The sequence below is a fragment of the Phytobacter sp. genome, assembly GCF_059074235.1.
In genome coordinates, this window is sequence record NZ_JCACPZ010000004.1 from 1737676 (window position 1) to 1751996 (window position 14321).

General features: G+C 53.5%; 14 protein-coding genes. 6 read left to right on the forward strand and 8 right to left on the reverse strand.

What is annotated here, in order from left to right:
- Nucleotides 1-164 precede the first annotated feature (164 nt).
- The 3 genes from lptG to AC5JPW_RS12150 all read right to left on the reverse strand — a co-directional run bounded on the left by lptG (nt 165) and on the right by AC5JPW_RS12150 (nt 2462).
- Complete coding sequence (gene lptG, locus AC5JPW_RS12140) at nt 165-1247, reverse strand: LPS export ABC transporter permease LptG (RefSeq protein WP_494240563.1); 1083 nt, start codon at nt 1245-1247, stop codon at nt 165-167.
- A complete protein-coding gene (lptF, locus tag AC5JPW_RS12145) occupies nt 1247-2347 on the reverse strand; it encodes an LPS export ABC transporter permease LptF (protein ID WP_494240564.1) in 1101 nt (366 codons plus the stop codon). The genes lptG and lptF overlap by 1 nt, the downstream gene beginning before the upstream one ends.
- Nucleotides 2348-2411: 64 nt before the next feature.
- On the reverse strand, nt 2412-2462 hold the full coding sequence (locus tag AC5JPW_RS12150) for a hypothetical protein (protein ID WP_215195782.1): 51 nt from the start codon (nt 2460-2462) through the stop codon (nt 2412-2414).
- 153 nt (nt 2463-2615) lie between these two features.
- On the opposite strand from AC5JPW_RS12150, the gene pepA reads away from it, so the two are divergent.
- From pepA to AC5JPW_RS12165, 3 genes are all read left to right on the forward strand, one after another.
- The gene (gene pepA / locus AC5JPW_RS12155) at nt 2616-4127 is read left to right on the forward strand and encodes a leucyl aminopeptidase (RefSeq protein ID WP_494240565.1); all 1512 of its coding nucleotides are present in this window, start codon (nt 2616-2618) and stop codon (nt 4125-4127) included.
- A 124-nt stretch (nt 4128-4251) separates the two neighbouring features.
- The gene (gene holC, locus AC5JPW_RS12160) at nt 4252-4695 is read left to right on the forward strand and encodes a DNA polymerase III subunit chi (RefSeq protein ID WP_494240566.1); all 444 of its coding nucleotides are present in this window, start codon (nt 4252-4254) and stop codon (nt 4693-4695) included.
- Nucleotides 4695-7550, forward strand: a complete 2856-nt coding sequence (locus AC5JPW_RS12165; RefSeq protein WP_494240567.1) for a valine--tRNA ligase — start codon at nt 4695-4697, stop codon at nt 7548-7550. The genes holC and AC5JPW_RS12165 overlap by 1 nt, the downstream gene beginning before the upstream one ends.
- Before the next feature lie 97 nt (nt 7551-7647).
- Here AC5JPW_RS12165 and AC5JPW_RS12170 read toward each other — a convergent pair whose 3' ends face one another.
- The gene (locus AC5JPW_RS12170; RefSeq protein WP_494240568.1) at nt 7648-8850 is read right to left on the reverse strand and encodes a YjgN family protein; all 1203 of its coding nucleotides are present in this window, start codon (nt 8848-8850) and stop codon (nt 7648-7650) included.
- Nucleotides 8851-9055: 205 nt separating this feature from the next.
- A complete protein-coding gene (locus AC5JPW_RS12175) occupies nt 9056-10246 on the reverse strand; it encodes a YjgN family protein (protein ID WP_494240569.1) in 1191 nt (396 codons plus the stop codon).
- Between the two features lie 177 nt (nt 10247-10423).
- Here AC5JPW_RS12175 and AC5JPW_RS12180 point away from each other — a divergent pair, with 177 nt between their 5' ends.
- A complete protein-coding gene (locus AC5JPW_RS12180) occupies nt 10424-10927 on the forward strand; it encodes a GNAT family N-acetyltransferase (RefSeq protein WP_494240571.1) in 504 nt (167 codons plus the stop codon).
- A gap of 41 nt (nt 10928-10968) precedes the next feature.
- On the opposite strand, the gene AC5JPW_RS12185 is transcribed toward AC5JPW_RS12180, so the two are convergent.
- The 3 genes from AC5JPW_RS12185 to rraB form a co-directional block, all read right to left on the reverse strand.
- Complete coding sequence (locus AC5JPW_RS12185) at nt 10969-11805, reverse strand: topoisomerase II (RefSeq protein WP_494240573.1); 837 nt, start codon at nt 11803-11805, stop codon at nt 10969-10971.
- Between the two features lie 63 nt (nt 11806-11868).
- Nucleotides 11869-12639, reverse strand: a complete 771-nt coding sequence (gene miaE / locus AC5JPW_RS12190; RefSeq protein WP_494240574.1) for a tRNA isopentenyl-2-thiomethyl-A-37 hydroxylase MiaE — start codon at nt 12637-12639, stop codon at nt 11869-11871.
- 45 nt (nt 12640-12684) lie between these two features.
- Entirely contained in the window at nt 12685-13107 is a 423-nt protein-coding gene (gene rraB, locus AC5JPW_RS12195; RefSeq protein ID WP_494240575.1) for a ribonuclease E inhibitor RraB, read from the reverse strand.
- A 97-nt stretch (nt 13108-13204) separates the two neighbouring features.
- Between rraB and argL the strand changes: the two genes are divergently transcribed.
- Together argL and argF are read left to right on the forward strand one after the other, a co-directional pair.
- Nucleotides 13205-13273 carry a putative translational regulatory protein ArgL gene (gene argL / locus AC5JPW_RS12200; protein WP_408939024.1) on the forward strand — a complete coding sequence of 23 codons (69 nt, stop codon included), beginning with the start codon at nt 13205-13207 and terminating at the stop codon, nt 13271-13273.
- Nucleotides 13270-14277, forward strand: coding sequence for an ornithine carbamoyltransferase (gene argF, locus AC5JPW_RS12205; RefSeq protein ID WP_494240576.1), 1008 nt, complete (start codon nt 13270-13272; stop codon nt 14275-14277). Before argL ends, argF begins: the two co-directional genes overlap by 4 nt.
- The last annotated feature ends 44 nt before the right edge of the window (nt 14278-14321 follow it).

Here is a 14321-nt window from a genome sequence, read left to right on the forward strand (position 1 = left end):
TGAATTTTTTGCGAACCATAAGCCAAGCATAGTCTGCGCAACGTATTACGTTTTCAAGAACGGATTTTACTGAGGGGGGATGATGGGCTGTTAGTGCGGTCTGATGCCCTCACCCCAGCCCTCTCCCACGGGGAGAGGGAGAAAGGCTGGAGGAGGTCTGAAAATTAATTCTTACGCAGCAGCAGCCAGAGGCTGATCAGGAAGAACGAGGCGCTCGGCAGCAGCGCACCGATAATCGGTGGAATGCCGTAGACCAGCGTCAGCGGGCCGAAAATCTGGTCCAGCACGTAGAAGACAAAGCCGAAGCTGATGCCCGTTACCACGCGCACGCCCATCGCCACACTGCGCAGCGGGCCGAAGATAAACGACAGCGCCATCAGCATCATCACCGCCACCGACATCGGCTGGAAGATTTTGCTCCACATATTGAGCTGGTAGCGCCCGGCATCCTGGCCGCTCGACTTGAGGTATTTCACGTAGTTGTGCAGGCCGCTGATGGAGAGCGCATCCGGGTCCAGTGCCACTACGCCCAGCTTGTCTGGCGTGAGGTTAGTCTTCCAGGTGCCGTTCAGGGTCTGCGCGCCCGTCACCTGTTTCGGGTTGGATAAATTAGACTCATCCACCTGCGAGAGCTGCCAGACCTTACGGTCCTTGTCGAATTTAGCAGACGCGGCGTAGCGCACGGACTGCAAACGACGCTGGTCGTTGAAGGCATAAATGCTCACGCCGCCCAGTTCGTCATCGCCCTTAACACGCTCGATATAGACAAAGTTATTACCGTCTTTCGCCCACAACCCTTGTTGTGTGGAGAGCAGCGAGCCGCCGTACATAGATTGCGCACGCTGGTTACGCGCCATCTGCTCGCCCTGCGGTGCCACCCATTCGCCAATCGCCATGGTCAACAGCACCAGCGGAATCGCGGTTTTCATGACCGAGAGCGCGACCTGCATACGGGTGTAGCCAGAAGCCTGCATCACCACCAGTTCACTGCGCTGGGCCAGCATACCGAGGCCCAGAAGCGCACCCAGCAGTGCGGCCATCGGGAAGAAAATCTGAATATCTTTCGGCACACTGAGGATAGTGTAAAGACCAGCGCCCAGTGCGTCGTAACTCCCCTGCCCGGCTTTCTTCAGCTGGTCGACAAACTTGATGATGCCGGAGAGGGACACCAGCATGAACAACGTCATCATGATGGTGGTGAAAATGGTTTTACCGATATAGCGGTCGAGTACGCCAAACGCCTGCATTATACCGCTCCTCTGCCCATCACACGGGCGCGAATCCGACGCATCGGCACCGTATCCCACAGGTTCAGGGCAATCGCCAGCGCGAGGTACGCGAGGTTCACCGCCCACATCCAAATCAACGGATCAATCTTTCCTTTCGCGGCATTGGATCTCAGGGAGGTCTGCAGCAGGAAGAATACCAGGTAGAGCAACATGGCTGGCAACATTGACAACACACGGCCCTGACGCGGGTTCACCACGCTCAACGGCACGACCATCAGCGCCATCATAAACACGGTGAAGATGAGCGTCAGACGCCAGTGGAACTCAGCCTGGGCGCGCGGGTTATCGGTGCGCCACAAGGTGCCAAGTTTCATCTGTTCGGTATCGTCCGGGTCCAGCGTAACGGCCTGGTGACCGATAATCGCCTGGTAATCTTTGAAGTCAGTAATGCGGAAATCTCGCAGCAATGCGGTGCCTTCAAAGCGCGTGCCCTGATTTAAGGTCACCACCTGTGAGCCATCTTTAAGCTGCGAAAGATGACCGGAATCCGCCACCACGACAGACGGGCGCGCATTACCTTTCGGGCGCAACTGAGCGAGGAACACCTCGTGGAACTGGCTGCCCGCCACGTTCTCAATAAACATCACCGAGTTGCCGTCAGAGGCCTGCTGGAACTGGCCTTGTGCCAGCGCCGCCATGCCAGGGTTGGCTTTGGCATCCGCCAGGACCACTTCCTGATGGCGAGACGACCAGGGGCTCAGCCACATAACATTGACTGCCGCCACTGCACCGGTCAGCAGCGCAAGCAGCATCGCCGCCTTCACCAGTACCGCACGGCTCAGGCCGCAGGCGTGCATGACGGTAATTTCACTCTCAGTATAAAGTTTGCCCAGCGTCATCAGCAGGCCAAGGAACAGACTGAGAGGCAGGATAAGTTGCGCCATTTCAGGCACGCCGAGACCCAGTAGCGAGAGCACCAGATTCGTAGGTATTTCGCCGTCGACCGCAGCGCCAAGGATCCTGACCAGTTTCTGACAAAAGAAGATCAGAAGCAGGATGAAGAGGATCGCAAGCTGGCTTTTAAGCGTCTCCCGCGCAAGATATCTTATGATTATCACTTTACATTACGCCCGTAAAAACCAGTCTTTTTACTGGAAAATCGCTTGTTTCGTGGCTTAAACGTCATTTATTCTCTTGAGTCGTCGAAATCATCGCTAAGATTATTATACTCAGCGGTTAAAAGTATCCGACCCCGATCTGACGTGCCGAAACCTAAGTAACGTTAAGATTAACACGAAGTCACCGCAACAGCGGAACCGAGTTACGAAAGCTTGCAATTCTATCCGTAGCCGCCGCTGTTGTCTTTAAGATTCAGGAGCGTAGTGCATGGAGTTCAGTGTAAAAAGCGGTAGCCCGGAGAAACAGCGGAGTGCCTGCATCGTTGTGGGTGTTTTTGAGCCGCGCCGCCTCTCTCCAATTGCCGAGCAACTCGACAAAATCAGCGACGGTTACATCAGCGCACTGCTGCGCCGCGGCGAACTGGAAGGCAAGCCGGGGCAAACCCTGCTGCTGCACCACGTGCCGAATGTCCTTTCTGAGCGCATTTTGTTGATTGGTTGCGGCAAAGAACGCGAGCTGGATGAACGCCAGTACAAGCAGGTCATCCAGAAAACCATTAACACCCTGAATGACACCGGTTCGATGGAAGCAGTCTGCTTCCTGACTGAGCTGCACGTTAAAGGTCGCAACACTTACTGGAAAGTACGCCAGGCGGTAGAGACAGCAAAAGAATCCCTCTACAGCTTTGACCAGTTGAAAACCAATAAGAGCGAACCGCGTCGTCCGCTGCGTAAAATGGTCTTCAACGTACCGACCCGTCGTGAGCTGACCAGCGGTGAGCGCGCCATTCAGCACGGTCTGGCGATCGCGGCAGGCATCAAAGCAGCGAAAGATCTCGGCAACATGCCGCCGAACATCTGTAACGCGGCTTACCTGGCTTCTCAGGCGCGCCAGCTGGCTGACTCTTACAGCAAGAATGTCATAACCCGCGTGATTGGCGAGCAGCAGATGAAAGAGCTGGGGATGCACTCCTACCTGGCGGTCGGCAACGGTTCGCAGAACGAATCGCTGATGTCGGTGATTGAGTACAAAGGCAACCCGTCTGAAGATGCGCGCCCGATTGTGCTGGTCGGCAAAGGCCTCACCTTTGACTCAGGCGGTATCTCCATCAAGCCTGCCGAAGGCATGGACGAGATGAAGTACGACATGTGCGGCGCAGCGGCGGTGTACGGCGTGATGCGTATGGTCGCAGAGCTGCAGTTACCGATTAACGTGGTGGGCGTGCTGGCAGGATGTGAAAACATGCCTGGCGGTCGCGCTTATCGCCCGGGCGACGTGCTGACCACCATGTCCGGCCAGACCGTTGAGGTGCTGAACACCGATGCCGAAGGTCGTCTGGTGCTGTGCGATGTGCTGACCTACGTTGAGCGTTTCGAGCCGGAAGCGGTTATCGATGTGGCGACCCTGACCGGCGCGTGCGTGATTGCCCTGGGCCATCACATCACCGGGCTGATGTCGAACCACAATCCGCTGGCGCATGAGCTTATTGGTGCTTCTGAGCAGGCCGGCGACCGCGCATGGCGTCTGCCGCTTGGCGATGAGTACTACGAGCAACTGGACTCCAATTTTGCTGATATGGCAAACATTGGCGGACGTCCTGGCGGTGCAATTACCGCGGGCTGCTTCCTGTCGCGCTTTACCCGTAAGTACAACTGGGCCCACCTGGACATCGCCGGTACCGCCTGGCGTTCAGGGAAAGCCAAAGGCGCAACCGGTCGTCCGGTCGCCATGCTGTCGCAGTTCCTGCTGAACCGCGCAGGTTTTAACGGCGAAGAGTAAGCAAAATCCCCCTCACCCTAACCCTCTCCCCAAGGGGCGAGGGAACGGTTTTCTCCCTCTCCCTTGAGGGAGAGGGCCGGGGTGAGGGTGTACGGTTTAAATCCACCACAAGAAGCCCCATATCATGAAGAACGCCACGTTTTATCTTCTGGACAACGACACGCAGCAAGATGGCCTGAGCGCCGTGGAGCAACTGGTGTGTGAGATTGCCGCAGAACGTTGGCGCAATGGCAAACGTGTATTGATTGCCTGCGAAGATGAGCAACAGGCTATTCGCCTCGATGAAGCGCTGTGGGCAAGACCCGCTGAAAGTTTTGTGCCGCACAACCTGGCGGGCGAAGGTCCTCGGGGCGGGGCTCCGGTCGAAGTCGCCTGGCCGCAAAAACGTAACAGCAGCCCACGCGACATTCTCATCAGCTTACGCACAAACTTTGCAGATTTTGCCACCGCTTTCACAGAAGTGATAGACTTTGTCCCTTACGAAGACTCTCTGAAACAACTGGCACGCGAGCGCTATAAAGCCTATCGCATGGCTGGTTTCAACCTGAACACGGCAACCTGGAAATAATGGAAAAGACATACAACCCACAAGATATCGAACAGCCGCTTTACGAGCACTGGGAAAAGCAGGGCTACTTCAAACCGAATGGCGACGAAAGCCAGGAAAGCTTCTGCATCATGATCCCGCCGCCGAACGTCACCGGCAGTTTGCATATGGGTCATGCCTTCCAGCAAACCATCATGGATACCATGATTCGCTACCAGCGCATGCAGGGTAAAAACACCCTGTGGCAGGCCGGTACCGACCATGCGGGTATCGCTACCCAGATGGTGGTTGAACGTAAGATTGCCGCTGAAGAAGGGAAAACCCGCCACGATTACGGTCGTGACGCCTTTATCGATAAAATCTGGCAGTGGAAGGCAGAATCCGGCGGCACCATTACCCGTCAGATGCGCCGTCTGGGCAACTCCGTGGACTGGGAGCGTGAGCGCTTCACCATGGACGAAGGCCTGTCCAATGCCGTGAAAGAAGTCTTTGTCCGCCTGTACAAAGAAGACCTGATTTACCGTGGCAAGCGCCTGGTAAACTGGGACCCGAAACTGCGCACCGCGATTTCCGACCTCGAAGTGGAAAACCGCGAGTCCAAAGGGTCCATGTGGCACATCCGCTACCCGCTGGCTGACGGCGCAAAAACCGCTGACGGTAAAGATTACCTGGTGGTCGCCACCACCCGTCCGGAAACCCTGCTGGGCGATACCGGTGTGGCCGTTAACCCGGAAGATCCGCGTTATAAAGACCTGATTGGCAAATTTGTGGTTCTGCCGCTGGTGAACCGCCGTATTCCTGTCGTGGGCGACGAACACGCCGACATGGAAAAAGGCACTGGCTGCGTGAAAATCACCCCGGCGCACGACTTTAACGACTATGAAGTGGGTCGTCGTCATGCCCTGCCGATGATCAACATCCTGACCTTTGACGGCGATATCCGTGAAAGTGCAGAAGTGTATGACACCAAAGGCGAAGAATCTGACGCCTATTCCAGCGACATCCCGGCTGAGTTCCAGAAGCTGGAACGCTTTGCTGCGCGTAAAGCCATCGTGGCGGCGGTAGACGCCCTGGGCCTGCTGGAAGAGATTAAACCGCACGACCTGACCGTCCCTTACGGCGACCGTGGCGGCGTGGTTATCGAACCGATGCTGACCGACCAGTGGTACGTGCGTGCTGACGTGCTGGCAAAACCGGCGGTTGAAGCGGTTGAGAACGGCGACATCCAGTTCGTGCCGAAACAGTACGAAAACATGTACTTCTCATGGATGCGTGATATTCAGGACTGGTGTATCTCCCGTCAGCTGTGGTGGGGTCACCGTATCCCGGCCTGGTACGACAACGAAGGCAACGTCTACGTTGGCCGCACCGAAGACGAAGTGCGTCAGGAAAACAACCTTGGCGCTGACGTTGCGCTGCGCCAGGACGATGACGTACTGGACACCTGGTTCTCCTCCGCCCTGTGGACCTTCTCTACCCTCGGCTGGCCGGAAAACACCGACGCCCTGCGTCAGTTCCACCCGAGCACCGTGATGGTCTCTGGCTTCGACATCATCTTCTTCTGGATTGCCCGCATGATCATGATGACCATGCACTTCATCAAAGATGAAAACGGCAAGCCGCAGGTTCCGTTCCATACCGTCTATATGACCGGTCTGATTCGTGACGACGAAGGCCAGAAGATGTCCAAATCCAAGGGTAACGTCATTGACCCGCTGGATATGGTCGACGGCATTTCCCTGGCAGACCTGCTGGAGAAACGTACTGGCAACATGATGCAGCCGCAGCTCGCTGAGAAAATTGCCAAACGTACCGAGAAGCAGTTCCCGAACGGCATCGAGCCGCACGGCACTGACGCCCTGCGCTTCACCCTGGCCGCTCTGGCGTCTACCGGTCGCGACATCAACTGGGACATGAAGCGCCTGGAAGGTTACCGTAACTTCTGTAACAAGCTGTGGAACGCCAGTCGCTTCGTGCTGATGAACACCGAAGACCAGGATTGCGGCTTCAACGGCGGCGAAATGGTGCTCTCTCTGGCTGACCGTTGGATCCTCGCGGAATTCAACCAGACCGTGAAAGCGTACCGCGAAGCGCTGGATAACTTCCGCTTCGATATCGCGGCAGGCATTCTGTACGAATTCACCTGGAACCAGTTCTGTGACTGGTATCTGGAGCTGACCAAGCCGGTAATGAACGGCGGTTCTGAAGCAGAACTGCGCGGCACCCGCAATACGCTGGTAAACGTGCTGGAAGCGCTGCTGCGTCTGGCGCACCCGATCATTCCGTTTATCACTGAAACCATCTGGCAACGCGTGAAAGTGCTGAAAGGCATTACCGATGACACCATCATGCTGCAACCTATCCCGCAGTACGATGCGTCTCAGGTGGATGAAGCTGCCGCAGCCGATACCGAATGGCTGAAGCAGGCGATCGTTGCCGTGCGTAACATCCGTGCTGAAATGAACATCTCTCCGGGCAAACCGCTTGAACTGCTGCTGCGCGGTTGCAGCAAAGATGCTGAGCGTCGTGTGAACGACAACCGCAGCTTCCTGCTGAACCTGGCGCGCCTGGAAAGCATCACCGTGCTGCCTGCTGACGATAAAGGTCCGGTTTCCGTGACCAAGATTGTTGACGGCGCAGAGCTGCTGATCCCGATGGCAGGTCTTATCAACAAAGAAGATGAGCTGGCGCGTCTGGCGAAAGAAGTGGCGAAAATCGAAGGCGAGATTGGTCGCATCGAAAGCAAACTGTCTAACGAAGGCTTTGTGGCACGTGCACCGGAAGCGGTGATTGCCAAAGAGCGCGAGAAGCTGGACGGTTACGCCGAAGCAAAAGCGAAACTGATTGAGCAGCAGGCGGTTATCGCCGCGCTGTAATCAGAGTGCACATGAAAAAGCCGGGCTTCGATAGCCCGGCTTTTTTTATGGCTGAATGTCCGAAGAAGGCGTTTATGCCCTCACCCGGCCTGGCGACTTAGAACACCGCCGGGAAGAACGACAGCCCACGCGCCAGCAGGTTAGCCGGATCTTTAGCTGGCGTCTGACCATGGTTTTCCAGCGTCAGGCTCTGCAACTCACCGTGTACATGGGTATTTTCCAGCACATAGCGAGTGAAGCGGACTTTCGCCCACGGCCAGGCGAGGAACAGCGTGATCATGCACACCAGTACGTTGGTGATCGACAGCCACATCACACGGCTAATGGTCACGGTGGAAGAGAAACGAATGTTTTCCGCCAGGCTCACCTGCGCATAAATGTAGTTACGCATTTTCACGAAGGCGTAAATGAAGCAGAAAATCGCGCCGAAAATGTAGATGAAGTACGCCAGTACCATCTTGCCGTAGAACGGCCCGGCCAGCATCGCCAGTTGCTCAGGGTTGTCACCCACCATCGCAGAGTACTGCATCAGGGTCATGAACGCCGGAACCACGATAAACAGCGCCAGTGCGAGGAACGGGAACAGCAGCAGCATGGAGAACAGCGCAATCAGGATGCATTTCTTGATGGAGAAAGTACCTGCAAATTTCTGCGTACCGTATTGCAGGTTATTCACCAGCATGCCGTACCACTGCGCGGTGTAGACACCCTGCATAATGGCCGTGCCCACCAGTAACCCCAGCGAACCGATACCAATACCTGCGAAAATCGCCGTATACGAACCCGAGCTAATCGTACTGGTCATCAGGGTAGAGAAAATAAGAATCGACACCACCATGATTAACAGCGGGCAACCCAGCATCACCCACCACGCACGTAGCGGGCTGGCATAAAAACTGAAGCGGACATTATTAATTTCCGTCATCAGCATTTGATAACGCAGACCTTGCGTCACCAGCCACGGGAAGAAAATCAAGAATAACCCTATCATGCAAAGGGATAACATGACGTTATTATGGACCATGTTAACCAGAAATATGACATAGAGGACGATCAGACACAGCCAGCCAACAAATACGGAACTGCCGGTCGCGTGATAAGAAAAACGCGCCCCTTCCAGCTCAGTATTCGCATAAAAATAACGGCGGGCGCGTACTAATGCCCAGGGTAAAAACAGCCCTAGCGTAACAATAGTCAGTAAGATATTGACCAACCAGATCCAGAAATATCCTGCACCGCTCCCCTGGAATGCGAAATTCCGGGAAGGGGTAGCCGCAGCACCTTGAGTTTCGAAAGACATAACAATCCTTATCGTAAAAAGAACAACACCAAATAGACCATAGAAATATTGCGGTATTTTTATTGCCGTTATTAATTTTAGTAAACTTTGTACCAAAAATGTAGCGCCCAATATTACTGGTCTTGTCAGCCCTGCCAGGAGATGGTATGGCGGCGAGACGAAGAAAGGGGAAATAAAGGCCGGCTTGAACACCGGCCAGGAATGATTAAATAAAGGGAACGACAGGCATTACGCCACGAGAAACAGCGGCAACAAAGCCTGTTTCAGGCAGCTCTTTATGGTCAGTGAGTTCAATGCTATTCAGATCACCGTCAACATGAGAATGGCTGGCCTGGTAACGAATGAAGCGCATCTTCATCCACGGATAAGCTAACCCACATGTGATCATTGAAACAAAGACCAGCAGGAGCAACTGCACCACGACGCCATGAAACGTCAGGGTGGATGCAAAACGGATGCGCCCGTCAGCCAGGGTCAGGCCATTCATAAAGTGGTTGCGGAAGGCCTGCCAGATCCAGGCAGAAGAGAGAAGGACTGCGCCAAAATAGAGCATATAGCACAACAGAACCTGCCCAGGATACTGAGAAATGACGTCATCGCCGGTGCCATTCATCACACGCAGCATCCCCATGCTGCTAAACGAGGTCGAGAGTAAATAAAACATCAAACCGAAAAAGGGAATCAAAATGCACAGAGAGAACAAGCAGGCTTTAATGCAGTATCGGGTGCTAACGCGAATATCAAATTTATGTACCCCAAACTGCCCGCCTTTGCCGGTCAGCGATATCCATTTGGCATACACATAGCCATTGGTGACGCTCATGCCGACAATACCAATAACTACCAGAATAATAACTTTCACCAGCAAATTATTTAAGTCAAATCCACTAAACATCATATACCCAAGAAAATATATGATTAGGCCGAGCGCAATTACCAATAATGTAGGCAACCCCATCATTATCCACCATGCGCTTTTCATTGAGCAATGAAAGGCAAAGCGGATATTATTGAGAGTGGTCATCAGCGCATTATATTGCAGACTTTTCACCATTAAGAACGGCATGACCAGCATCAGCAGAAATATCACCACTGAGCCTAAAAACGGATGTAACATCTCTGCGACGAAGAGGATGACAAAAATCAGTACCGACATAAGCAGCCAGCTCAGAAACAGCGCACCGCCCTTTGCGTGGTAGCCAAAGCGCGCACCGTTAAGTTCCAGATTTTCGTAGACGTAACGGCGCGAACGCACCATTGCCCAGGGAACGTAAATACCGAGAGTAATAATAGATAGCAAAATATTGACTAAAGAGATCAAGAAATAGTCGAGGCCTTTACCATGAAATATAAAGCTTTGCCTCGGAATATTCTTCGAGTAGATATTACCGTACATAAACCTTTCATCCTTAAATATAAGCATTGATTTGATAAATAATGATTATCACTTCCGTGAGCGCGCTACGATAACGTATCACCGATTAAATAACATCTGTATTAAACAACTTGCACCCACTTTCAGAGAGTGCTATTAAATATGGCAATAAATAAGTCTGTATTATTGAGTGTATGTATGAATGTAGTCGTTAAACAGAACGCGACATTACGCCGGATGACTGCCGGAGATAATGCCGCTATCGCTGCCGTTATCCGTCAGGTTTCCGCCGAATACGGTCTTACCGCCGACAAAGGCTATACCGTGGCCGATCCTAATCTCGATGAGCTGTATCAGCTCTACAGCCAGCCAGGCCACGCCTATTGGGTGGTTGAGCAGGATGGTGTGGTAGTGGGCGGTGGTGGCGTTGCGCCATTAAGCTGTAGCGATCCGGGTATCTGTGAACTGCAGAAGATGTATTTCCTCCCTTCCGTTCGTGGTCAGGGGCTGGCAAAGAAACTGGCGCTGCTCGCGCTGGATCACGCCCGCGCACAAGGTTTTACTCGCTGTTATCTGGAAACAACAGAATTCTTAAAAGAGGCGATAGGCCTGTACGAACACCTTGGTTTTGAACACATTAACGAACCGCTCGGCTGTACCGGGCATGTGGATTGCGAAGTGCGGATGTTAAAAACGCTCTAGTCTTTATGCCCTCTCCCACATTGCGCAGGAGAGGGAAAATCTTACTGATTCTCTGCCGCCGTCATCATGCGAATGATGCCTGCCGCTTTGTCCTGCGGCAACGTCAGGACGTTATTCCACAGATCCTGCACCATCTCGCAGGCGATTTTTTCTTTGCCAATCGCTTTGTTCGGTTCGGACATAATTTCAATATCCTGCCCGTATTTTTTGACCAGCGTCGCCACGATCGGCTGAATGTTCTGCTGCGCGTCCTGCCGCTCTTTATCGGTGATCGTGTGGCGGCCAGTACCGTATGCCGAACGCATCATCGCGGCATCAATATTCATACGATTCATCAGGAATTCGCGGGGCAACATTCTCGCCGGGTTAATTCCCCCCTTGACTGAGGGGAATAAAAAGCGAAAACAGTTATCGTCACTGACTTTCTGAATAGCCGCCGTTTGTTCCATATTGATTCGCATATATGCCAGCACGTTTTCATCCGGGGCATTTTGTATCCGTGCCATCTGGATGCCGAGGATTTGCGGCTGAATATAATCAATAATCTGCTGCTGGGTTTTCCCCTCTTTTTGCATCTTCTGCGCCGTCGTGCGGATGGTCTCCATCAACTGCGGCTCCTGGTCGCGCATGACCTGGTAGGTTGGCATCGTACTCAATGCACGAAATGCCGCTTCCATTTCCGAGTCACTGGCTGATGCACTTTGGCTGACTCGCGGCGCTAAGTAAAAGATATCAAACGTATTCCAGGCAAAAATGGCGACCACAACCAGGGCGGCAGAGGCTATCTTCCCCACCTTGCCTTTGCGGCGATAAAGCACCACGACCAGTGCCACAATGATGCCGATATACGCGCCAAGTAACGCATGCGTCCAGTTCATGTCCATGTCCTTGTCAAAAGAGTGCCGCCTGTTGTACCAGCCTGACGGTAAATATCTAACTACCTATTTTTGCAGGTCTTCGGGTACGCCGCTGTGAAAACGGAATTCGCTGTCCGGCGTGCCTATCAATGCCGCTTCTACTTCACCGAAATGACGTACCCGTGGCGCAATGTCGGTCTTTGAAATCTGCTGAGCCAGCGTGAGGTAATCCTGAAAATGACGGGCTTCAGAGCGCAGCAACGACAGGTAGAACTTTTGCAGTTCATCATCCAGATACGGCGCCAGCGCAGCAAAACGTTCACAAGAGCGCGCTTCGATATACGCCCCACAAATCAATTTGTCGATGAGGGTGAGCGGCTCATGGGTACGTACCTCTTTGAGCATTCCTTTGGCGTAGCGACTGGCGGTGGTTTTCACATACGGAATGTTGCGGGCAATCATGGCCTCGCGCACCTGCCAGAAATGGTGCAGCTCCTCTTTAATCAACAGCACCATGCTGTCGATAAGCAACTGTCCCCACGGATCATCTGTTTTTGGCATCGCCCCTTTAACGACCTGCTTTTGCAGCGCAACAAAATCAGGTTCCGGCGCGTCGCGAAACGCGAAAGCTTCGTAGGGTTTAAGCCACTCCAGCAGCGCATCCGCACCTTCTTTACCCGCGACGTATTTACGCACCAGAAACATGCCTGTTTGCGCGGCTTTTAACTCGCAGATCAGGTGGTCGGTGAGTAACAGAGGAAGGTTTGCCGGGTCACGGGCTTTGTCTATCCAGGCTTGCGGTGTTGTGCAGTGGAGAAAGTGTAAAACCGGGGAGAGTATCTGGGGGTAATCCATGCCTGTTCCTTGCAATGCGGCAGCCGAAGCTGCCGCAGGGGGGACTTAGTGACGCACGCCGTCGTCGTCTTCATCCTCATAATCTTCATCATCTTCGTCGCCGTCTTCGCCATTCGGGTCTTCGTAGTAAGTACCCCAACCGTCGTATTCGACTTCAAATTTTTCTGCCAGATCCATCAGTTGCACAACCTGCGCATCGATCAGATCCGCATTCAGTGCGCTTTCGGAAAGCAGGTCGCAGCAGATAACCACTTCGCCTTCTTCCAGCTCCAGCTCTTCTGGCTCAGTCACTTCGTAGCCCATCTTAAAGGCTTCAACCGCCACTTTTTCCAGGGTTTCGAAGTCATCTGCCGACAGGTGATGTTCAATGGTGTACAGCGCATCAGGATCGCTGCCGTCATCCAGCAATTCTTCAATAATCAAACGCGTCTCTTCGCGCTGCTCTTCCAGTTGTTCCGGGTTCGCCATGGCTCATTCCTCATAATGTGGCAGATAGACTTATTGTCACATACCGCCGCCAATGCCTCCACTCCTGGGAGAAAAGATTTATTCATAGCGCTTGCAAATGAATATTCATACATATAAATTGAATTTTAATTCAATAAGTGGCCTTAGCCAGGTGAGGGAACCATGACGACGTTTTACCAGAAGCATTTTTTAAAATTACTCGATTTTACCCCTGCTGAAATCAATACCCTGCTGCAACTTGCCGCCCAATTAAAATCTGATAAGAAAAAAGGCAAAGAAGTACAGAAACTTACCGGCAAAAACATCGCGCTCATCTTCGAAAAAGACTCCACTCGCACCCGGTGCTCTTTCGAAGTTGCCGCTTTTGACCAGGGCGCTCGCGTCACTTATCTCGGCCCAAGCGGCAGTCAGATTGGGCATAAAGAATCAATTAAAGATACCGCGCGCGTACTGGGCAGAATGTACGACGGTATTCAGTACCGCGGTTACGGTCAGGAAATCGTCGAAACCCTGGCGCAATTTGCCGGTGTTCCGGTGTGGAATGGCCTGACCAACGAGTTCCACCCGACGCAGTTGCTGGCGGATTTACTGACCATGCAGGAACACCTGCCGGGCAAAGCGTTTAATGAAATGACGCTGGTGTATGCCGGTGATGCGCGCAATAACATGGGTAACTCCATGCTCGAAGCCGCAGCCCTGGTGGGTCTGGATCTGCGTCTTGTTGCACCGATAGCTTGCTGGCCGGAAGAGAGCCTGGTGGCAGAGTGTAAGGCGCTGGCAATCAAGAACGGCGGCAATATCACGCTGACCGAAGATGTCGCTGCGGGCGTAAAAGGCGCGGACTTTATCTACACCGACGTGTGGGTGTCGATGGGTGAAGCCAAGGAGAAATGGGCGGAGCGTATCAACCTGCTGCGTGCTTACCAGGTGAACAGCCAGATGCTGAGCCTGACCGGCAATCAAGAGGTGAAATTCCTCCACTGCCTGCCTGCATTCCATGACGACCAGACCACCCTTGGCAAGAAAATGGCCGAAGAGTTTGGTCTGCACGGTGGGATGGAAGTGACGGATGAGGTGTTTGAGTCGGCAGCCAGCATTGTGTTTGACCAGGCTGAAAACCGGATGCATACGATTAAAGCGGTGATGGTGGCGACGCTGGCGCAAGCATAGTGCGGCCTGCCCTCTCCCTAAGGGAGAGGGCGCAAAACATCCCC

Bases quoted from the DNA above. Each gene is read 5' to 3' on its own strand.
- lptG (WP_494240563.1), bottom strand. From the start codon at position 1,247: ATGCAGGCGTTTGGCGTACTCGACCGCTATATCGGTAAAACCATTTTC.
- argF (WP_494240576.1), top strand. From the start codon at position 13,270: ATGACGACGTTTTACCAGAAGCATTTTTTAAAATTACTCGATTTTACC.
- AC5JPW_RS12180 (WP_494240571.1), top strand. From the start codon at position 10,424: ATGAATGTAGTCGTTAAACAGAACGCGACATTACGCCGGATGACTGCC.
- pepA (WP_494240565.1), top strand. From the start codon at position 2,616: ATGGAGTTCAGTGTAAAAAGCGGTAGCCCGGAGAAACAGCGGAGTGCC.
- AC5JPW_RS12165 (WP_494240567.1), top strand. From the start codon at position 4,695: ATGGAAAAGACATACAACCCACAAGATATCGAACAGCCGCTTTACGAG.
- AC5JPW_RS12170 (WP_494240568.1), bottom strand. From the start codon at position 8,850: ATGTCTTTCGAAACTCAAGGTGCTGCGGCTACCCCTTCCCGGAATTTC.
- AC5JPW_RS12185 (WP_494240573.1), bottom strand. From the start codon at position 11,805: ATGAACTGGACGCATGCGTTACTTGGCGCGTATATCGGCATCATTGTG.
- miaE (WP_494240574.1), bottom strand. From the start codon at position 12,639: ATGGATTACCCCCAGATACTCTCCCCGGTTTTACACTTTCTCCACTGC.
- AC5JPW_RS12175 (WP_494240569.1), bottom strand. From the start codon at position 10,246: ATGTACGGTAATATCTACTCGAAGAATATTCCGAGGCAAAGCTTTATA.
- holC (WP_494240566.1), top strand. From the start codon at position 4,252: ATGAAGAACGCCACGTTTTATCTTCTGGACAACGACACGCAGCAAGAT.
- rraB (WP_494240575.1), bottom strand. From the start codon at position 13,107: ATGGCGAACCCGGAACAACTGGAAGAGCAGCGCGAAGAGACGCGTTTG.